The 21,184-nt window shown below is 61.6% G+C and carries 16 protein-coding genes; 2 read left to right on the top strand and 14 right to left on the bottom strand.

Annotation, left to right across the window (positions count from 1 at the left end):
- Positions 1-16 precede the first annotated feature (16 nt).
- From murC to coq7, 12 genes are all read right to left on the bottom strand, one after another.
- Positions 17-1,408: a UDP-N-acetylmuramate--L-alanine ligase gene (gene murC / locus P9250_RS30430; protein ID WP_244826301.1), complete on the bottom strand. Its 1,392-nt coding sequence runs from the start codon at positions 1,406-1,408 to the stop codon at positions 17-19.
- A 3-nt stretch (positions 1,409-1,411) separates the two neighbouring features.
- Positions 1,412-2,545: an undecaprenyldiphospho-muramoylpentapeptide beta-N-acetylglucosaminyltransferase gene (gene murG / locus P9250_RS30435; RefSeq protein WP_244826302.1), complete on the bottom strand. Its 1,134-nt coding sequence runs from the start codon at positions 2,543-2,545 to the stop codon at positions 1,412-1,414.
- Positions 2,542-3,840 carry a putative lipid II flippase FtsW gene (ftsW, locus tag P9250_RS30440; protein WP_244826303.1) on the bottom strand — a complete coding sequence of 433 codons (1,299 nt, stop codon included), beginning with the start codon at positions 3,838-3,840 and terminating at the stop codon, positions 2,542-2,544. Before ftsW ends, murG begins: the two co-directional genes overlap by 4 nt.
- Positions 3,837-5,348 (bottom strand): UDP-N-acetylmuramoyl-L-alanine--D-glutamate ligase, encoded by a 1,512-nt coding sequence (gene murD / locus P9250_RS30445; RefSeq protein ID WP_310396766.1) that lies wholly within the window; start codon positions 5,346-5,348, stop codon positions 3,837-3,839. Before murD ends, ftsW begins: the two co-directional genes overlap by 4 nt.
- Before the next feature lie 77 nt (positions 5,349-5,425).
- Positions 5,426-6,595, bottom strand: coding sequence for a phospho-N-acetylmuramoyl-pentapeptide-transferase (gene mraY / locus P9250_RS30450; RefSeq protein ID WP_250465716.1), 1,170 nt, complete (start codon positions 6,593-6,595; stop codon positions 5,426-5,428).
- Between the two features lie 20 nt (positions 6,596-6,615).
- The gene (gene murF / locus P9250_RS30455) at positions 6,616-8,046 is read right to left on the bottom strand and encodes a UDP-N-acetylmuramoyl-tripeptide--D-alanyl-D-alanine ligase (protein ID WP_244826306.1); all 1,431 of its coding nucleotides are present in this window, start codon (positions 8,044-8,046) and stop codon (positions 6,616-6,618) included.
- Positions 8,043-9,569, bottom strand: a complete 1,527-nt coding sequence (locus tag P9250_RS30460) for a UDP-N-acetylmuramoyl-L-alanyl-D-glutamate--2,6-diaminopimelate ligase (protein WP_309962366.1) — start codon at positions 9,567-9,569, stop codon at positions 8,043-8,045. Before P9250_RS30460 ends, murF begins: the two co-directional genes overlap by 4 nt.
- Positions 9,566-11,425, bottom strand: a complete 1,860-nt coding sequence (locus P9250_RS30465; RefSeq protein WP_310396768.1) for a penicillin-binding protein 2 — start codon at positions 11,423-11,425, stop codon at positions 9,566-9,568. The genes P9250_RS30460 and P9250_RS30465 overlap by 4 nt, the downstream gene beginning before the upstream one ends.
- On the bottom strand, positions 11,422-11,766 hold the full coding sequence (ftsL, locus tag P9250_RS30470; protein WP_250509509.1) for a cell division protein FtsL: 345 nt from the start codon (positions 11,764-11,766) through the stop codon (positions 11,422-11,424). The genes P9250_RS30465 and ftsL overlap by 4 nt, the downstream gene beginning before the upstream one ends.
- Positions 11,763-12,716 (bottom strand): 16S rRNA (cytosine(1402)-N(4))-methyltransferase RsmH, encoded by a 954-nt coding sequence (rsmH, locus tag P9250_RS30475; protein WP_309844478.1) that lies wholly within the window; start codon positions 12,714-12,716, stop codon positions 11,763-11,765. The genes ftsL and rsmH overlap by 4 nt, the downstream gene beginning before the upstream one ends.
- Before the next feature lie 15 nt (positions 12,717-12,731).
- Entirely contained in the window at positions 12,732-13,160 is a 429-nt protein-coding gene (gene mraZ, locus P9250_RS30480) for a division/cell wall cluster transcriptional repressor MraZ (RefSeq protein ID WP_250465724.1), read from the bottom strand.
- Between the two features lie 384 nt (positions 13,161-13,544).
- Complete coding sequence (coq7, locus tag P9250_RS30485; protein ID WP_244826312.1) at positions 13,545-14,201, bottom strand: 2-polyprenyl-3-methyl-6-methoxy-1,4-benzoquinone monooxygenase; 657 nt, start codon at positions 14,199-14,201, stop codon at positions 13,545-13,547.
- A gap of 348 nt (positions 14,202-14,549) precedes the next feature.
- Here coq7 and P9250_RS30490 point away from each other — a divergent pair, with 348 nt between their 5' ends.
- Positions 14,550-15,728: a porin gene (locus P9250_RS30490; RefSeq protein WP_244826313.1), complete on the top strand. Its 1,179-nt coding sequence runs from the start codon at positions 14,550-14,552 to the stop codon at positions 15,726-15,728.
- Positions 15,729-15,881: 153 nt separating this feature from the next.
- Here P9250_RS30490 and P9250_RS30495 read toward each other — a convergent pair whose 3' ends face one another.
- Together P9250_RS30495 and P9250_RS30500 are read right to left on the bottom strand one after the other, a co-directional pair.
- On the bottom strand, positions 15,882-17,555 hold the full coding sequence (locus P9250_RS30495) for a long-chain fatty acid--CoA ligase (protein ID WP_310396771.1): 1,674 nt from the start codon (positions 17,553-17,555) through the stop codon (positions 15,882-15,884).
- Positions 17,556-17,685: 130 nt separating this feature from the next.
- Entirely contained in the window at positions 17,686-19,767 is a 2,082-nt protein-coding gene (locus P9250_RS30500) for a molybdopterin oxidoreductase family protein (protein WP_310396773.1), read from the bottom strand.
- A gap of 167 nt (positions 19,768-19,934) precedes the next feature.
- On the opposite strand from P9250_RS30500, the gene P9250_RS30505 reads away from it, so the two are divergent.
- Positions 19,935-21,125, top strand: coding sequence for a M20 aminoacylase family protein (locus P9250_RS30505; RefSeq protein ID WP_309962359.1), 1,191 nt, complete (start codon positions 19,935-19,937; stop codon positions 21,123-21,125).
- Positions 21,126-21,184 lie beyond the last annotated feature (59 nt).

The following is a 21,184-nucleotide window of genomic DNA, read 5'->3' on the forward strand; positions in this document are numbered from 1 at the left end:
GTTGCGTCTTTCATGTTCAGTTCTGGCTCAGCGCGAGCCGCCCGCATACACCGCCGATGGAACCCGCGCCCATGGTGATCACCACGTCGCCGTTGCGCGCAAGCGTCGTCACGGCATCGGGTACTTCGTCCACGGTTTCGACGAACACCGGTTCGACCTTGCCCGCCACGCGGATGGCGCGCGCGAGCGCACGGCCGTCGGCGGCGACGATGGGGGCTTCGCCCGCGGCGTAGACATCGGTGAGCACGAGGGCATCGACGGTGGACAACACCTTCACGAAATCCTCGAAGCAGTCGCGCGTGCGCGTGTAGCGATGCGGCTGGAACGCGAGCACGAGCCGGCGATCCGGGAACGCGCCGCGCGCCGCCGCGATGGTCGCGGCCATCTCGACCGGGTGATGACCGTAGTCGTCGATCAGCGTGTACGCGCCTTCGTTGTCGTTCGCCTTCACTTCGCCATAACGCTGGAAGCGCCGGCCCACGCCGTTGAACTCGGCGAGCGCACGCTGGATATCGGCATCCGCGACTTCGAGTTCGGTCGCAATGGCGATGGCGGCGAGCGCGTTCTGCACGTTGTGCGTGCCCGGCAGATTCAGTTCGATATCGAGCGGCGGCGCGTCTTCGCGCAGCGTCGTGAACTTCATGCGGCCGCCGCGCGCTTCGACGTTCACCGCGCGCACTTGCGCTTCGGCGCCGAGACCGTAGCGGATGATCGGCTTCGACACGAACGGCAGGATTTCGCGCACGTTCGGGTCGTCCACGCACAATACGGCAATGCCATAGAACGGCAGGCGATGCGTGAATTCGATGAACGCCTGCTTCAGCCGCGCGAAGTCGTGGCCGTAGGTGTCCATGTGATCGGCGTCGATGTTCGTGATGACTTCGATCACGGGAAAGAGGTTGAGGAACGACGCGTCCGACTCGTCCGCTTCCGCGACGATGAAGTCGCCCGTGCCGAGCCGCGCATTCGCGCCCGCGCTGATCAGCCGGCCGCCAATGACGAAAGTCGGATCGAGTCCGCCTGCCGCCAGCACACTTGCGACGAGCGACGTGGTCGTGGTCTTGCCGTGCGTGCCGGCAATGGCGATGCCCTGCTTCAGGCGCATGAGTTCCGCGAGCATGACCGCGCGCGGCACGATAGGCACGCGACGATGACGCGCGGCCAGCACTTCCGGATTGTCTTGCCGCACGGCCGTGGATACGACGACCGCGTTCGCGCCTTCGATGTTCTGTTCGTGATGCCCGATAGCCACGCGCGCGCCGAGCATCTTGAGGCGCTCGGTGATTGCGTTGTTCGACAGGTCCGAACCGCTGACCTGATAACCGAGATTGAGCAGCACCTCGGCGATGCCGCTCATCCCGACTCCGCCAATGCCGACGAAGTGAATGTGTTTGACGATATGTTTCATGACTTAATGTGCCTCTCGAGCTTGCGCGTGGGTACGCGCACCGGCCACGTCGGCGCAAACCTTCGCGACCCGTTCCGTCGCGTCCGGTTTCGCCAGCGCGCGCGAACGCTCGGCCATTGCCGTAAGCGTTTCGCGCGACTGCATACGCAACCAGCCGGCGAGCCTTTCCGCCGACAAATCGCGTTGTTGTATCAATTCCGCCGCGCCGTTCCTGGCGAGGAACGCGCCGTTGGTCGTCTGGTGATCGTCGACGGCGAACGGGAACGGCACGAATAGCGCCGCTACGCCGACCGCCGCGACCTCGGAGACGGTCATCGCGCCTGAACGGCAGATCACGAGATCGGCTGCCGCATAAGCGCTTGCCATGTCTTCGATGAACGGCATGAGTTGCAAGTCGCCGCCACGCGAAAAACCTGCCGCGGCGTAATTCGCTTCGAGCGCTTCGATATGCTTCGCGCCTGCTTGATGCACGATGCGCGGACGTTCTTCGTCGCTCAACAGGGCAAGCGCCTTCGGCACCGTTTCGTTGAGCGCAGCCGCGCCGAGACTGCCGCCGACCACGAGCACGTTCAACCGGCCCGAACGCGCGGCATAGCGTTCTTTAGGTGGCAATGTGCGCGTTAGTTCCGCACGAATGGGATTACCCGTCCATTCGGCATTGGGCAGCGCGTTCGGAAAAGCGACGAGCACGCGCTTCGCAAGATGCGCGAGCACCTTGTTCGCGAGTCCCGCGATGGAATTCTGTTCGTGCAGCACGAGCGGGCAGCCGGCGAGTCTCGTCATCACGCCCGCCGGGAACGTGATGTAGCCGCCCATGCCGAGCACGACATCCGGCTTCACCTGACGCAGCACGCGCAGACTCTGCGAACACGCGCGCAAGAGATTCACGGGCAACATGAACTTGGTCTTGATGCCCTTGCCGCGCACGCCGCCGAAGCGCACGGACTCCATCGGAATACCGTGCTTCGGGACGAGCGTCGCTTCCATGCCGCTCGCATTGCCGAGCCACACCACGCGCCAGCCCTGCGCCTGCATCCAGTGCGCGACCGCGAGACCGGGGAACACGTGGCCCCCGGTGCCGCCCGCCATGACCATCAGCGTGCGCGCGTTCGCAGTGGATGAGCCTTGCACGGTCATACCTTGCCTCCGCGCATCAGCACCCGGTTTTCATAATCGACGCGCAGCAGTACCGCGAGCGCGACGCAGTTCAAAAGAATGCCCGAGCCGCCGTAGCTCACGAGCGGCAACGTGAGACCCTTGGTCGGCAGAAGACCGAGATTCACGCCCATGTTGATGAAGGTCTGCGCGCCGAACCAGATGCCCACGCCCTTGGCCATCAGACCGGCGAAGGTGCGATCGAGTGCGAGTGCCTGACGGCCGATCTCGAATGCGCGGCGCACGATCCAGTAAAACAACAGGATCACGCAGATCACGCCGACGAAGCCGAGCTCTTCACCGATCACCGCGAGGATGAAGTCGGTATGCGCTTCCGGCAGATAGTTGAGCTTCTCGACGCTGCCGCCGAGGCCCACGCCGAACCATTCGCCGCGTCCGAATGCGATGAGCGAGTGCGTGAGCTGATAAGCCTTGCCTTGCGCGTAACGGTCGTCCCACGGATCGAGGTAAGCGAAGATTCGCTCACGACGCCAAGGCGATGCCCACACGAGCAAGGTGAAGGTGCCGACCGCCGTCGCCACCAGGCCGCCGAACAGCTTGCCGTTGACGCCGCCGAGGAACAGCACGCCCATGGCGATAGCCGCGATCACCATGAACGCGCCCATGTCCGGTTCGAGCAGCAAGAGCGCGCCGACCGCGCCGACCGCGACCGCCATCGGCAAAAAGCCCTTGCCGAAGCTATGCATGAACTCTTGCTTGCGCACGGTGTAGTTCGCGGCGTAGATGGTCACCGCGAGCTTCATGATTTCCGACGGCTGCATGTTCGTGATGCCAAGCGGAATCCAGCGGCGCGCGCCGTTCACGCCCTTGCCCACATGCGGCACCAGCACGATGACGAGCAGCACGAGCGCCACGAGAAAGAGCTTCGGCGCGTATTTGTCCCAGGTCTTGATGGGAATCTTGAACGCGATGACCGCGCCGACGAGCGCCGTTGCTATCGAGATCAGATGGCGCACGAGGAAGTGGTAGTCGCGATACTGCGCGTACTTCGGCGAATCGGGCATGGCGATCGAAGCCGAATACACCATCACGATGCCAAGGCCGAGCAGCGAGATCATCACCCACAAAAGCGAGTAGTCGTAGTCGAGCATGCGCGAGCGCGCCGGACGCACGCCGTTGACCGCGCTCGAAATGCCGCCCGCGGTTTCGGGACGTCCGACGCGCACCGAAGCGCCCGCGCGACCCGCAAGCGAATCCTGCGGAACCGCATTGCGCTGGCCAGTCAATTTCGATCCAAAGCGTTCCGACCAGCTCATAGCATGACTCCCCGCGCGGCGGCAATTTCTTCGACCGCGCCGCGAAATACGTCGGCGCGATGTGCATAGTTTTTGAACATGTCGAGGCTCGCGCAGGCGGGCGAGAGCAGGACGGCATCGCCCGGTTGCGCGAGGCGCGCGGCGGACTGCGTCGCGGCTTCGAGCGAGGCGTGATTTTCGAGCGCGACGCCGGTGGCTTCGAGCGTTTCGCGAATGCGCGGCGCGTCGCGGCCGATCAGCATGACGGCGCGCGCCCAGCGTGCGACCGGTGCTTCGAGCGGCGAGAAATCCTGGCCCTTGCCGTCACCGCCCGCGATCAGCACGATGCGTTGCGCGAGACCGTCGAGCGCCGCGACCGTTGCGCCGACGTTGGTGCCCTTGCTGTCATCCACATAATCGACGCCTTCTATCTGCGCGATCACTTCGACGCGATGCGGCTCGCCGTGATATTCGCGCAAGCCGTGCAGCAAGGCGGCAAGCGGCAGATCGACCGCACGTGCGAGCGCCAGCGCCGCCAGCGCGTTGGCGGCGTTATGCAGACCGCGAATGCGCAGCGCGTCGGCAGGCATGAGGCGCTTGCTCACCACGTTCGGCGCGGCGGCTTCCTGCTTGCGACGACGCGAGCTGACCGGTTCGTCGGCGGCGTCCTGATCCACGCCTTGCGCGAGCCAGACCATGCCGTTCTCGCGCAAAAGCCCGTAGTCGCCCACGTTGACCGGCTCGTCCAGACCGAAGCTCACCACGCGATTCGCCGCGACGTTCTTCGCGAGCGCCATGGTGCGGGCGTCGTCGCGGTTCAGCACGCGCGTCGTGCGCGCGCCGAAAATGCGGCCTTTCGCGGCGGCGTAGGCGTCGAGACCGCCGTGCCAGTCGAGATGATCCTGCGTGATGTTCAGCACGGCGGCGGCGTCTGGCGCGAAAGTGTGCGCGGTTTCGAGCTGGAAGCTCGACAGTTCGAGCACCCAGACGTCGGGCAGCGCGGTTTTATCGATGGCTTCGGTGAGCTTGTCGAGCATGGCCGGGCTGATGTTGCCCGCGACCGCCACGCGCTTGCCCGCGCGTTCGCACAGGAGGCCCGTGAGCGCGGTCGTCGTGGTTTTGCCGTTCGTGCCCGTGATGGCGATCACCTTCGGCTGATAGCCGTCCATACCGAGCTTGGCCAGCGCCTGCGCAAACAATTCGAGTTCGCCCCACACAGGAATGCCGCGTGCTTTAGCAGCATCGATCAGCGGCGCGAGGTCCGGCGCGAGCGGCGAAAGTCCCGGGCTGATGGCGACGATCTCGATACCGCCATCGAGCAATTCAGTCGAGAACGGGCCGCCGACGAAGTCCGCATCGATCTGATGGATGGCGAGCTCGGAAAGATTCGGCGGCAGTTCGCGCGTGTCGGCGATGCGCAGGCGGCAGCCGTGCCTGGCGCACCAGCGCGCCATCGCGAGACCCGATTCACCGAGTCCCAGCACAAGCACCATCGGACTTTGCCGATCCACAAACTTCTCGCCAAACATCGCTTTACCTTTGACCTGAAACGAAAATTCAAGAAACCTTCGAGCGTCGCACCATCGACACGAAAATCACCGCGAAATCAACGCAGCTTCAACGTCGACAAACCAAGCAGACACAGCATCAACGTGATGATCCAGAAGCGCACCACCACTTGCGTCTCGGTCCAGCCGGACAGTTCGTAATGGTGATGCAGCGGCGCCATCTTGAAGAAGCGGCGGCCCTCGCCATAACGGCGCTTCGTGAACTTGAACCAGAAGACTTGCAACATGACCGAAAGCGTTTCGGCCACGAAAATGCCGCCCATGATGAACAGCACGATCTCCTGACGCACGATCACGGCAATGGTGCCGAGCGCGCCGCCGAGCGCGAGCGCGCCGACATCGCCCATGAACACTTGCGCCGGGTGCGTGTTGTACCAGAGGAAAGCGAGACCGGCGCCTCCCATGGCCGAACAGAAGATCAGCAATTCGCCCGCGCCGGGAATATGCGGGAACAGCAGGTACTTCGAATACACGGAGCTACCCATGACATAAGCGAACGCGCCGAGCGACGCGCCCACCAGCACCACGGGCATGATGACCAGGCCGTCGAGGCCGTCGGTGAGATTCACCGCGTTGCTGGCGCCGACGATCACCAAGTACGTCAGCGCGATGAAGCCCCATACGCCGAGCGGATAGCTGATCGCCTTGATGAACGGCAGCATCAAGTCGGCACGCGCTGGCAGACCCATGGAAAGACCGCTGCGCACCCACGCCATGAAGAGATCGAACACGCGCGCGTTGTTCGCTTCGGACACGCTGAAGGCGAGGTACACCGCAGCGAAGAGACCGATGACCGACTGCCAGAAATACTTCTCGCGCGACGACATACCGCGCGGGTCCTTGTACACGACCTTGCGATAGTCATCCACCCAGCCGATCACGCCGAAGCCGAAGGTCACGAGCATCACGATCCACACGAAGCGGTTGGTGAGGTCGGCCCACAACAGCGTCGAAATGGCGATACCAATGAGGATGAGCACGCCGCCCATGGTCGGCGTGCCGGACTTGACGAGGTGTGATTGCGGGCCGTCACGGCGCACGGCCTGACCGACTTTCAACGCGGTCAGTTTGCGGATCACCCACGGACCGCAGACGAGCCCGATCAGGAGCGCCGTCGCCGTGGCGCCCACTGCGCGGAACGTGATGTAGGTAAACACGCGCATGAAGCTGGCGTCATTCTGGAGCCATTGCGCGAGTGCGAGTAGCATGCTGGTCCTTCTCTTTCAGTTCAGTGTGCCGCGGGCGTGGTGCCCGCGACGGGTGGTTGTGGACTTGTCACGGCGTCCACCACGCGCTCCATCTTCATGAAGCGCGAGCCTTTCGCGAGATACGTGGCGCCGGGTCCGAAGCCGGCTTGTTGCACTGCTTGAATTAGGGCGGCGACATCGTTGAAATGCGCGCCGGCCTGCTTCGATGCCGCAGCGTTGAATGCGTTCACGGAATCGACGCTCGCGTCGCCCAACGCGAAGAGCGCGTCGATTCCGCGTTGTGCCGCATAAGCGCCGACTTCGCGATGGAACGCTGGACCTTCTTCGCCTACTTCGCCCATGTCGCCCATGACGAGCACGCGCGGCGATGCCTGCGATGCGAGCACGTCGATGGCCGCGCGCATGGAGTCGGGGTTGGAGTTGTACGTGTCGTCGATCACGGTGGCGCCGGAAAGCGCGCCAAGCACCGCGCGCTTCACTTGCAGACGTCCCTTGACCGGCTGAAATGCTTCGAGACCGCGCTTGACGGCATCGAGCGATACGCCTGCAGCCAGTGCCGCCGCCGTTGCGGCCAATGCGTTGCGCGCGTTGTGATCGCCAAGCACGGCAAGCGCGATGTCGATCTCGCCTTGCGGCGAGCGAACGTGCACCGTCGTGCCGTCGAGCGTGCCGGTGACGGCCGCCTTCGCTGCGTCCTCGCTCAATGCGAAGTCCATGATCGGATTGCCGGTCGCGGCCACGCGCCAGATGCTCGCGTAGTGATCGTCGGCGGGAAACACGGCCGTGCCGGTTTCGCCGAGCGCGTGAATGACCGATGCATGTTCGAGCGCGACGGCTTCCACCGTTGCCATGAATTCCTGATGCTCGCGTTGCGCGTTGTTCACCACGGCGACGGTCGGCGCGGCGATCTTGCCGAGCACACTCGTTTCGCCGGGATGATTCATGCCGAGTTCGACGACCGCGAGTTTGTGCGCCGCGTTCAGGCGAAACAACGTAAGCGGCAAACCGATGTCGTTGTTGAAGTTGCCGGCCGTGGCGAGCCGCGCATCTTCGCCGACCGCGGCCGCGAAGATCGACGAGATCATTTCCTTGACCGTGGTCTTGCCGTTGCTGCCGGTAACGGCGACGAGCGGCATGGCAAAGCGCTCACGCCAGCCGTGTGCCAACGCACCGAGCCCGATGCGCGTGTCCTTTACCTTGATGACTGGCAGCGGCCAGGCATTCCCGGATGATGGCTCGCGCGAAACGAGCGCCGCCGACGCACCGCCCTTTGCAACCTGATCGAGAAAGTCGTGCGCATCGAAACGATCGCCCTTCACCGCTACGAAGAGATCGCCGGCCTGAACCGCGCGGCTGTCGGTGACGATGCGTTCGATCGCGAGGTTTTCATCGCCCTGCAAAACGGCGCCGGGAATGAGCGCTGCGGCTTCGCGCAAGGTGAACATGGTCATTCGCCACCTCCGCGCTGCTGCGTGGCACGTGCGGCAAGCGCGAGGCGTGCGTGGTCCTGATCCGAGAAAGCGCGTTTCTTGCCCATGATTTCCTGCGTGGCTTCGTGGCCCTTTCCGGCCAGCACGACGACGTCTTCGCGCGCCGCCGCGCGAATCGCCTGCAAGATCGCGCTCGCGCGATCTTCGATACGGCGCGCTTTCCTGGCGTCCTTCATGCCGCCCGCGATCTGGTCGATGATCGCTTGCGGGTCTTCGCTGCGCGGGTTGTCGCTCGTGATGACGATCTGATCGGCAAGGCGCTCGGCAATCGCGCCCATGAGCGGGCGTTTGGTCGCGTCGCGGTCGCCGCCGCATCCGAACATGCAGACGAGTTCGCCGCCGCGCGCAGTCGCGATTGGACGCAAGGCGGCGAGTGTCTTGTCGAGCGCGTCGGGCGTATGCGCGTAGTCGATCACGACGAGCGGCTCATCGCTTTGCGGCCGTCCGCCGAGCCGCTCCATGCGGCCGTTCACCGATTCGAGTTTCGCGATGCGTGCAAGCGCGGTGTCGAACGGCACGCCGACTTCGAGCAGCACGCCGAGCACGGAAAGCAGATTACTGACGTTGAAGGCGCCGAGCGTGCCGACTTCCACGTCGGCTTCGCCCCAGTCCGACGAAAGATGAAACGCGGTGCCCGTTGCGGTGGCGCGCACGTTGGTCGCGAGCAAAAGCGCATCGGCGCTTGGCACGGCGTTCACGGGAATATCGACGCCGTATGCAATCGTGCGCACCTTGCCGCGCAGCGATTCGATCAAACGTTGTCCCGCCGCGTCGTCGCGATTGACGATTGCGGTCTTGAGCGTGGGCCACGCGAAAAGACGCGCCTTGGCGGCTTCGTATGCGTCGAAAGTGCCGTGATAGTCGAGATGATCCTGCGTGAGGTTCGTGAAGATGGCGAGGTCGAAATCCGTGCCGTTCACGCGGCCTTGATGCAGCGCATGCGACGAGACTTCCATCGCCACGCCCTCCGCGCCCTGCGTCTTGAGTTGCGCGAGATTGCGCTGAAGCTGTGCCGCGTCGGGCGTGGTGAAGCCGGTATGAACGAGCTTGCCCGGCATGCCGATACCCAACGTGCCGACGATTGCGCACGGCCGGCCAAGCGCGGTGAGCGCGGTGGCAATCCACTGACTGCACGAAGTCTTGCCATTGGTGCCCGTCACGCCAACGGTGAGCATCGACGCGGTCGGCTCGCCGTACCATGCAGCGGCAATCGGGCCGGCGAGTTCGTTGAGTTTTGCGACGGCGAGCGTCTTCGACGCATCCGCCTTGCCCGTGAAGTTTTCCGGCTGATACAGCGCCGCCACCGCGCCCGCTGCGAGCGCGGCATTCAGATAAGAACGGTTGTCCGCGCCATCGACGGCATAGGCCAGAAACACGTCGCCGCTCTTGAGTGAGCGCGTGTCGGCATGCAGGTTCGCCGAGGGTTGCGCATGTGCGCGCAGCCATTCGACCGCGTTCGATATCTGGCGGGCCTGCGCGCTCATCGCACGACTCCCGGATGCGTCTTCGTATTGCTCGACACTGCGTATTTCTTCGCGGCTATTGCGTTGTTGGCGTTGTTCGCGGGCTGCTTCGCCGGCGCTTGCGTTGCGGAGTTCGAATCGTCGGTCACGACCATTTGCTTGACCGGCATGTCGGGCGGCACATTGAGCGCACGCAGCGTGTCGCCGGCGATGGCCGAGAAAACGGGACCCGAAACCTGGCCGCCGAAGTGACTGCCCGCCGTCGGTTCATCGACCGATACGGCCACGACGATGCGCGGATTCGGCATTGGCGCCATGCCGACGAACGACGCGCGATACTTCGAATGGTCGTAACCGCGACCCGCATGCTTGTACGCGGTGCCGCTCTTGCCGCCGACGCGATAGCCCGGCACCGCTGCATCCGGCGACGTGCCGCCCTTCGACACCACGGTTTCGAGCATGGCGCGCACTTCACGCGCGGTGGTTGGCGAAAACACTTGCTGACCCTGTGCCGGTTGATCGCCCGGCGTGCGGAAAATGGACACCGGCATGACCTGACCGTCGTGCGCAATCGCGGTATAAGCGCGTGCTAGCTGAAACAGCGAAGCAGACAAGCCGTAGCCATAAGACATGGTTGCCTGCTCGATGCGCCGCCAGCTCTTCCACGGCCTCAACCGTCCCGTCACCGCGCCAGGGAAACCAACCTTCGGCGCCTGACCGAGACCGAGGCTCGTGTACATGTTCCACATTTCTTCGGCGCGCAATTGCATCGCAATTTTGGTCGCGCCGATATTGCTCGATTTCTGAATCACTCCACCGACAGTGAGCGTGCCGAAACCTGAATCGTCCGTGATGCGCGCGCCGTCCAGCACGAACGTGCCGCCACCCGTTTCGACGAGCGTATTCGGCGTCACGCGATGCAAATCCAACGCGAGCGAAACGGTGAACGGCTTCATGATCGAGCCTGGCTCGAAAGTGTCCGTGAGAATGCGGTTGCGCAACTGCTCGCCAGTCATGCGCGTGCGGTCGTTCGGGTTGTACGTGGGATAGTTGACGAGCGCGAGTACTTCGCCCGTTTTGGTGTCGATCACAATTGCAGCGCCAGCCTTCGCCTTCGACTTCTCGACCGCAGCCTTCAGATTCGTGTACGCGATGTACTGAATCTTGCTGTCGATCGAGAGTTCGACGTCCGTACCATTATGCGGCACGACCTGCTCGTCGACATCCTCGACGATATGACCCATGCGGTCCTTGATGACGCGACGCATGCCAGGCGTACCCGCGAGGACACCTTGGTCGCCGAGTTCGACGCCTTCTTGTCCCTTGTCTTCAATATTAGTAAAGCCGATCAGATGCGCAGTGATTTCGCCTTCCGGATAGAAGCGCTTGTATTCGCCGCGCGAATAGATGCCGGGAACGTCGAGCTCCGCGACCTTTTGCGCGACTTCGAGCGGCACCTGACGCTTCACGTAGACGAAGGTCTTGTCCATCGAGAGTTTCGCGCGCAGATCTTTCTGCGTCATGTCGAGCAACTTTGCGAGTTGCGCGAGCTTGTCCGCGCCGAGGTCGTTCGGCACGGCTTCGGGAATCGCCCAGATGGCCTTCACCGGCAAACTCGTGGCGAGCACGAGACCGTTACGGTCGCGAATCTGGCCGCGCGTGGCGGGCATTTCCAGCGTGCGTTGATAGCGGCTTTCGCCTTGCTTCTTGAAGAACGCGTTGCCTGGACCCTGGATCCAGAATGCCCGCCCGGCGAGCGCGACGAACGCCATGAACAACATGAACACGACCAGCTTCGAGCGCCACATGGGCAGACGCACGGCGAGGATCGGATTCGGCGTGTAGGCGACGTCCTTTTGTTTCGCGGATTTTTTCATCGTTTGGCTCCGCGTGCGGGCGGCGCCGACGCGGGCAGCGGCGGCGGCATGGGCGCGTCGGCGGCCTTGAAGGTCGCCGGGTCGTAGGTCAGGTATTGCGTGCGGCCGGTAGTGACGGGCTGCATCTTCAACGAGTTAGTAGCCAATTGCTCGATGCGCGAGGTCTTCGACAACGCGCTCTGCTGATACTGAAACTGCGCATAATCCTGCTGCAACTGACGCTCTTGCGACTGCGCTCTTTGCAATTCGATGAACACTTGCCGCTGCTTGTTGGTGGCGCTGACGACCGACAACGCGCACCCGAGCACGACGATCAACAGGAAGATGTTGAGGCGATTCATGGCGCGATCCGCTCCGCGATACGCATGACCGCGGACCGGGCGCGCGGGTTGGCGGCGACTTCAGCGTCGCTCGGAAACACGCGGCCCACGACCCGCAACGGCGGGCTGGGAAGATCGACCGCGCGGATCGGCAAGCGACGGTCCACGGCGGGCGCGCTGGCATGCGCCTGCATGAAACGCTTGACGATCCGGTCTTCGAGCGAATGAAAGCTGATCACGACCAGCCGCCCCCCTTGCTCCAACAACGAAAGTGCCGACTCAAGTACTACTTGCAACTCCGCAAGCTCTTGATTGACGTGAATCCGTATAGCTTGAAAGGTGCGAGTTGCCGGGTCCTTGCCCTTCTCACGGGTTTTGACGACGTGACCCACGATTTCGGCAAGCTCGCTCGTGCTGTCGAGAGGCCCAAGACGCTCGGACTCTGCCCTGCGAGCAACAAGCGCCTTTGCAATCTGAAAAGCAAACCGTTCTTCCCCATAATCTCTGATCACCTCCGTGAGTTCCTGCACCGTTGCCCGCGCGAGCCACCCTGCCGCCGACTCCCCTCGAGTCGGGTCCATGCGCATGTCGAGCGGACCTTGCGCGCGAAAACTGAAGCCGCGCTCCGGGTCGTCCACTTGTGGCGACGACACGCCCAGGTCCAGCAACACGCCCGACACTCGCCCCATCCCACGCTCGCTCGCCGTATCGCGCAGGGCAGCGAAACTGTCATGCACGATCGAAAAGCGTGAGTCTTGTATCTGTTGCGCCGTGGCGATTGCGAGCGGGTCTTTGTCGAAGGCGACGAGCCGCCCCGCTTCGCCCAGCCGATCCAGAATGCCCCGGCTATGTCCGCCGCGCCCGAAAGTGCCATCTATATAGATGCCGTCCGCGCGCGTGATCAGCCCGTCAATTGCTTCGTTTAGCAGCACCGTGCGATGCTGCAGTTCATTTCTCATCGCAGGTGCCATGTTTTTAGCGCCGCGTCAGAAAGTGAAATTCTTCAGCGCGTCGGGCATGCCCTGCGCCATCGCCGCGGCTTCCTTCGCCGCATAGGTCTGGGAGTCCCATAATTCGAAGTGCACGCCCATGCCGAGCAGGGTCACTTCTTTTTCAAGCGATGCGGCAGAGCGCAGTTCGGGCGAGACCAATACGCGGCCGGCGCCGTCCATTTCCACATCCATTGCGTTGCCGAGAAAGATGCGCCGCCACCACATGGCTTCCATGGGAAGCGCGGCGACTTTGGCGCGAAAGACTTCCCACTCCGGGCGAGGAAACAGCAACAGGCATCCATCCGGGCTCTTTGTGAGCGTCACCCGGCCTTCTGCCTGCCCTTGCAGCGCTTCCCGATAGCGAGACGGAACCGACATCCGTCCTTTCGCATCGAGCGTCAGCGCCGACGCTCCCTGGAACACTCGCCCTTCTCCCTGTGCTGACGCCCCCGTTGGCGCCCGTCTTTTTGCGAAGTAGCCTTAAAGTGACTCCGAACTCACACAAAAGACCACTTTCTGACACTGTCTCCCACTTTAGTGGAAGGCATTTCCTCGGTCAAGACGCGAAACTTTTTTTCGAGTAGTTTTTGCCCGTTAGAACAAGGACTTAGCGCAGGAGCTTAAAGTAGCACAAAGTAGAAAAGCGTTATAAATTATAGAGCTAGTGGACGATGTGAAAGTGTTACGTGAATTTGACCGACAAAATGAATGAAATGTAACCGTTCTTATAGGTGGATATGCCGCCTCCGCGCACGCGCAAACGGTAATTTGGTCGATGGAGCAGGCCATCGACCATAAGACTGCCGTCTAAATATAGTAAGCGGTGCGGGTCATGATCTTCGATGCTGCGCGCATCAACGCTCGCACGGGGAACGGAACCTCACCACCGCCCGCTCCGATAGCCGCGGCGGCATGTGCGGCTTCGTCCTGCCGCATCTGCTCGACGATCGCGCGCGACGCGTGATCGTTTTGCGGCAGCGTCTTCATGTGGCCATCGAGATGTTGCTCCACCTGACGCTCGGTTTCAGCCATGAAACCCAGGCTCGCGCGATCGCCGAGGCGTCCGGCTGCAAAGCCGATGGCTAGTGCGCCTGCGTACCACAACGGATTGAGCAGGCTCGGGCGCGAATCGAGATCGCGAAGGCGCTTGGACGTCCACGCGAGATGGTCTTCTTCCTCGCGCGCGGCGTGTTCGAAGCTCGCCTTCAGCTGCGGGCTATTGGTCGCCAGCTTCTGGGCCTGATAAAGTGCCTGCGCGCAGACTTCGCCGACATGGTTCACGCGCATCAGACCAGCGGCGTGCGACCGCTCCTTCTCGTCGAGCGCGGGTTCGTCGATGCCCGGAAGGCTCATCTCCGACTGACCGAGCGCGTTCGGCTCCGGAACCGGCCGCGACATGCGGCTGATACCCGCCATGGAACGCAGGCCGCGGTCGAATTCGCTGATGACTTCGTCTAGCGTCATGGTTTTTTTCTCCCTCATCTCGTTGCGCGGAATTCGATGCTCTTCGCCTTCTTTCAGCAAGCCATATTCTCTGGCAAGAAATATCCAAAGCAGGCTTTTTGAACTAATCAAATTTTGAATTAGGGCAAACGCGAGTCATAAAATTCCTGCAAAACCAAGATTTTAGCGCATGTTGCAAAAACGTCACACGAGGTGCGCAGACCGGCCCCTTTTCCTTTGTCGCCCAAGACCTCTTTGTTACATTACGTCTCAACTTCATTCAGAAGTGCCCGGCAGGGACGTCAACACACTGGCGCTAGAACAGTGACCTTGCTCAAAAGTCGCAAACACTCCTTGGAGATCTATTCAATGAAAAAGTCGCTTCTCGCTTTGGCCGCTTTGGGCACCTTCGCTGGCGCCGCCCACGCGCAAAGCAGCGTGACGCTGTACGGCATCATCGACGCTGGCTTCCTGTACTCGAACAATAGCGCTGGTCAGAAGTTGTATGCGTTGAACAGCGGCAACGTGCAGGGCAGCCGTTGGGGCCTGCGTGGTACGGAAGATCTCGGCGGCGGTCTGAAGGCCCTCTTCGTGTTGGAAAACGGCTTCAACGTGTTCAACGGCGCGCTGGGTCAAGGCGGCGACGAGTTCGGCCGTCAGGCTTACGTCGGTCTGTCGACGGCGCAGTACGGCACGGTCACGTTGGGTCGTCAGTACGACTCCGTGGTTGACTTCACCGGCGCGTTCGAAGTCGGCAGCCAGTGGGCGACGTACTTCGGTGCGCACCCGGGCGACCTCGACAACATGAACAACTCGTTGCGCGTCAACAATTCGGTCAAGTTCACGAGCGCCAACTACGCCGGCTTCACGTTCGGCGGCTTGTACAGCCTGGGCGGCAACGCAGGTCAGTTCAATCGCAACCAGATCTGGTCGGCTGGCCTCGGCTACTCGCAAGGCCCGTTGCAATTGGGCGCTGCGTACTTGAACGTCAAGGACCCGAACTATTCGTTCTTCGGCAACAACACGACCTCGCGCACGGCCGCAACCGCCGGTACGGCTTCGAACTTCCCGAACAGCCGCGTGATCTCGGGCTTCGCATCGGCTCACACGCAACAAGTGATCTCGGCGGGCGGTGCTTATACGTTCGGCGCGGCAACGGTCGGCGCGACGTACAGCAATACGCAGTTCAAGGATGTCGGCCGCGAAGCCGGCGCCGGCCTCAACCCGGCTGCTTACACGGGCGGTTCGGGCAAGTTCCACAACGCCGAACTCAACTTCAAGTATCAGTTGACCCCGGCTCTGCTGCTCGGCGTCGCTTACGACTACACGAAGGGCTACGGCCTGGCCGACGCCAAGTACCACCAAGGCATGCTCGGCGCGGACTACTTCCTGTCCAAGCGCACGGACGTGTATATCGACGGTGTGTACCAGCACGCAACGGGTACGGATTCGACGCAACGCGCAGCGGTTGCAAGCATCAACGGTCTGTCGCCGTCGTCGACGTCGAACCAGGTCGCGGCGCTGGTCGGTATTCGCCACAAGTTCTAACAAGTCTTAACATAGCGGTATCTCTTGAAAGGCGCCTTTGGGCGCCTTTTTTATATGGCATGGCGCGTCGGGCATAACCGCTTCCATGCGATGCAAAGAAAAAAGCCTTCGGTCTTTCGACACGAAGGCTTTTCCATTTGCCAAATCGATTCTTCAGGCCGTGCCGTCGCGCAATTCGCGCCGCAAGATCTTGCCGACATTGCTCTTCGGCAGGTCGTTGCGAAATTCGATGATGCGCGGCCGCTTGTACCCCGTCAGCCGCTCTTTGCAGAACGCCACGACATCCGCTTCGGTCAGGCTCTGATCACGGCGCACGATAAAGAGCTTCACCGCTTCGCCCGAGTTCTGATCCTTCACGCCGACTGCGGCCACTTCGAACACGCCGGGCAGCATGGCGACCACGTCCTCGATCTCGTTCGGATAAACATTGAAGCCGGACACGAGAATCATGTCCTTCTTGCGATCGACGATTTTCACGTAACCGCGATCATCGAAGACGCCCACGTCGCCCGAGCGAAAGAAGCCGTCGGGCGTCATCACCTTCGCGGTTTCGTCCGGGCGGTTCCAGTAGCCCGCCATGACTTGCGGACCGCGAATGCAGATTTCGCCGGGCTGACCGAACGGAACGTCGTTGTTGTCGTCGTCGCGAATGACGATTTCCGTCGATGGCAACGGCAAGCCGATCGTCCCCGTATATTCCATCGCCGTGACCGGATTGCAGGTCACACAGGGTGACGTTTCGGACAACCCGTAGCCTTCGACGATCGGCACGCCCGTCTTCGCGAACCAGCGTTTGGCGACGGCTTCCTGCACCGCCATGCCGCCGCCATTCGCCGCGATGAGCTTGGAGAAATCCAACTGGTCGAAATCGGGATGATTCAACAGCGCGTTATAGAGCGTGTTGACGGCCGGAAACGTATTGATCTGTATGCCCTTCAGTTCCTTGATCGTCCCCGCGATATCGCGTGGATTCGGAATCAGCACGCCGAGTCCGCCGGTGCGGATCGTCAGCATGCCGCACACCGTCAGCGCGAAGATGTGATAAAGCGGCAACGCGACCACGCAGATGAACTGGTCGATATCGGGCCGGCGCTTGCGTGCCGGATCCAGCCAGACTTCGGATTGCAACACGTTCGCGATCAGGTTGCGATGCAAAAGCGTCGCGCCCTTGGCAACGCCCGTCGTGCCGCCCGTGTATTGCAGGAACGCGACGTCATCGGGACTTTGTTCGACGCTATGAAACGTGGCGCGTCCACCTTCGCTGAGCGCGTCATTGAAGCGAACCCGTCCGCGCAGACTCCACTCGGGCACGAGCTTCTTCACGCGCCGCACGACCAGATTGACGACGAGCCCTTTCAAACCCATGAGGTCGCCGAGCGCGGCGACAACCACGTGTTTGATGGCCGTGTTCTTCACCACGGCTTGCAGCGTATGCGCGAAATTCTCGAGCAAGACGATGGCTTCCGCGCCGCTGTCCTTCAACTGATGTTCGAGCTCACGCGGTGTGTAAAGCGGATTGACGTTGACGACGATATAACCCGCGCGCAGAACCGCCGCAATCGCGATCGGATATTGCAACACGTTGGGCATCATCAACGCGACGCGCGCGCCGGGCTTGAGACCCTTCGTCTGAAACCATGCCGCGAGCTTTTTCGACATGTCGTCGAGTTCGCCGTAGGTAATCGACTTGCCCATGCAGACGAACGCACGGCGGTCGCGGTTCTTGCGGAAACTGTCTTCGAGCAACTGGGAAACCGACCGGTACGCGGAAACGTCGATTTCAGCCGGTACGCCGTCCGGGTAGGACTTCAACCATGGTTTTTCCATGCGGCGTCTCCTTCTTATTGGAATTTAGAATGATCGTGCGAAAACGAGATGCTAGCTGCTTGCCTCGCTTCCGACAATTGGGTTAGACGCCGCCTTCCAGACTCGTTCCGGCCTGCTCTTTCATTACGACTCAATGCATTGACTCCACTTCAACCAGGCAGTCGTAAAACGTCGCCGATCCCCCCAGATCGGTCAATGCCTGGCTCGTTACCTGATTGGCGTTACGGCCATCGGGGGACAACTTCTTCCACCAGATCGACAACCCGACCACGACGCCCTCCTTTGCGCGTTCGGTTACACGGGCGCGCGCTTGCATCGAGCCGCGATCGTTGAAGATGCGAACCAGCACGCCGTCTTCGATACCGCGGAGTTCGGCATCGGCAGGATGGATATCGAGATGCGGCTGGCCTTCGGTCGCGCGCAGACTCTCGACGTTCACGAAACTGCTGTTCAGGAAATTGCGCGCGGGCGGCGAGATCATCGCAAGCGGATAGCGCGCCGCGAGTTCGGGCGAGCCGTCCGTCGATTCGTACGGCGGCAGATAATCGGGCAGCGGATCGAGTCCTTCGTTTTTCAGACGTTCGCTATAAAACTCGCACTTGCCCGAAGGCGTGCGAAAGGCGCCTTGAGCCAAGGGCGCATCGGCAAGTTTGAGTTTCAGCCAACCCGTCTCTTTGAGCGCGTTCCAGTCCTGACCTTCGAGCGTCGCATCGGCCCAGCGAAAGGCTTTCGATGCAATCTGTTCGTCGGTCTCGAAAAGTGCCGGTTCGGTGAGGCCCATGGCGCGCGCGAGACCGCGAAAGATGTCTGTATTCGTGCGCGCTTCGCCGACCGGTTGAATGGCCGGCAAGTTGGCCATCACATGCGTATGCCCGTAAGACTTATGGACGTCCAAGTGTTCGAGCTGTGTCGTCGCCGGGAAAATCAGATCGGCATAGTCAGCCGTATCGGTCTGAAAGTGTTCGAGAACAATGGTGAACAGATCGTCACGCGCAAAGCCCGCGGCGACTTTTGCGGAGTCGGGCGCCACGGCCACCGGGTTCGAGTTATAGACGATCAGCGCTTCGATCTTCGGGCCGAACGCGTCGTCTCCGAGGTTCAGCAGCGCGTCGCCGATAGCGTTCATATTGACGATGCGCGGCAGTTCCGACGGCCAGCCGGGCGACAGGTTCGGACGTTCGAGCGCGTTTCCATCGACCGGAGTCCAACCCGACGACGACAGCAGCATTCCGCCCGCGCGCTCACGCCATGCGCCCGTGAGCGACGGCAGACAGGCAATGGCGCGGACCGCATTGCCGCCGCCGCGCACGCGCTGCATACCGTAATTCAGGCGAATCGACGCCTTCCTGGTAGAACCGAATGCACGCGCGAGATCGATCACCGTCTTCTCGTCAAGACCGCATATCGACGCCACGCGCGAAGGCGGAAACTGCGCCGCGCGCGCCTTGAGTTCTTCGAAGCCGAGCGTGTGAGCATCGACATATTCACGGTCGATGAGATCCTCGCGAATCAAAACGTCGATCATGCCGAGCGCGAGCGCGGCATCCGTTCCGGGCCGCAACGCGATATGTTGATGACACTTTTCCGCCGTCAGCGACCGATACGGATCGATCGCGATCAACTTGGCGCCGCGCCGCTTTGCTTCCTGCGCACGCGTCCAGAAATGCAGGCTCGACGCGATCGGATTCGCTCCCCAGATCAGGATGATCTCGCTTTCTTCGAAAAACTCGGTGTGCATGCCGAGACTCGCGCCGTATGTGTAGCGCAAGCCGGCAGTCCCGGCGGCGGCGCAGATCGTCCGATCCAGCCGCGACGCGCCGAGCACATTGAAAAAACGCGCCGCAATGCTCTCGCCTTGTACCAGTCCCATCGTGCCGGCATAGCTGTACGGGAGAATTGCTTCGGGCGCGCGCTGTGCAATCGACTTCAGCTTGTTGGCAGCCAAGGTGAGCGCGTCGTTCCAGCTGATCGCTTCGAAGCGCCCTTCGCCTTTCCGGCCGACGCGGCGCAACGGCGTGAGCAGCCGGTCTTTATGATGCGTGCGCTCGGCATAGCGCGTCACCTTTGTGCAGAGCACGCCCTGCGTCGGCGGATGATCCGGATCGCCGCTGACCTTTACCGCTTTGCCGTCCTTGACCGTGACGCGCATTGCGCAGGTATCGGGACAGTCATGTGGGCAGACGGCTCGGGCGAACTCGGTTGGAGCGTTCATGGCATGGGTCCGGGATTACCAGATGAAAAGCGTCAGATGGAGTCGATTTTATTATGGTCGCCGTGGGAACGACCGTTCAAATCATCAAATAATGACGGCGTAGAATGCAAGGACCGACGCAGTGTCAATGCGCAACGTCCGAATTCAAACGTGAGAACGGTTCCAAAATGAATCTGATCCCCGAAATCGAAGCATCACACGAAGAAATCAAAGCTCTCCGACGAACAATTCACGCTCACCCGGAGCTGCGTTACGAAGAGACGGGGACGAGCAAGCTTGTCGTGGAAAGCCTCGAGCAATGGGGCATTACTGTGCATCGTGGGCTGGGAAAGACGGGCGTCGTCGGCGTGCTCAAGCGTGGCTCCGGCAACGGGTCGATCGGACTACGCGCCGATATGGACGCACTGCCCATTCAGGAAATCAACACCTTCGAACATCGATCGACCCACCCCGGCCGCATGCACGCATGCGGTCACGACGGGCACACTGCCATGCTGCTCGGCGCGGCAAAACATTTGGCGGAGCATGGCAACTTTAACGGCACGATTGTTTTCATCTTTCAGCCGGCCGAGGAAGGTGGCGCAGGCGCGCGTGCAATGATCGAAGACGGCTTGTTCAAGCGTTTCCCTGTCGATGCCGTCTTTGGGATTCACAACTGGCCGGGAATGCCAGCGGGGCACTTCGGCGTGGTTTCCGGACCAATCATGGCGTCGAGCAATGAGTTTCGAATCACGATTCGCGGCATCGGCTCGCATGCGGCAATGCCTCATAACGGGCGCGATCCGGTGTTCACCGCCGTGCAGATCGCTAATGGGTTGCAGGGCATCATTACTCGAAACAAGAAGCCTATCGATACCGCCGTGCTTTCAATCACCCAGATTCATGCTGGCGACGCGGTCAATGTCGTGCCGGATGAGGCATGGTTAGGTGGTACGGTGCGCACGTTCACGGTCGAGACTTTAGACGTTATCGAAGAACGTATGCGCAAGATCGTTGAAGCGACGGCATCGGCTTACGATTGCGAGGCGGAACTGCATTTTCATCGAAATTATCCACCGACGATCAACGACGCTGAGCAGACGAAGTTTGCGGCGGAAGTGATGACTGCAGTTGTAGGCAAGGATAAGGTGAACGCCTCAGTCGAACCGACAATGGGCGCGGAGGACTTTTCGTTCATGTTGCTCGAGAAACCCGGATGTTACGCGTTTCTCGGGAATGGCAACGGCGGTCATCGGGATCATGGACATGGTGCCGGTCCCTGCATGTTGCATAACGCCAGTTACGATTTCAATGACGATTTGTTGTCTGTCGGCTCGTCTTACTGGGTTCGATTGGCAGAGCGGTTCTTGACTCGATAATTTTGGATTTTTTTAGCGCTGCTCGAACCAAGCAGCGCTTTGTTTGCACGCCAAACGCT

The sequence above is a fragment of the Caballeronia sp. LP006 genome (assembly GCF_031450995.1).
Taxonomy (GTDB): Bacteria; Pseudomonadota; Gammaproteobacteria; order Burkholderiales; family Burkholderiaceae; genus Caballeronia.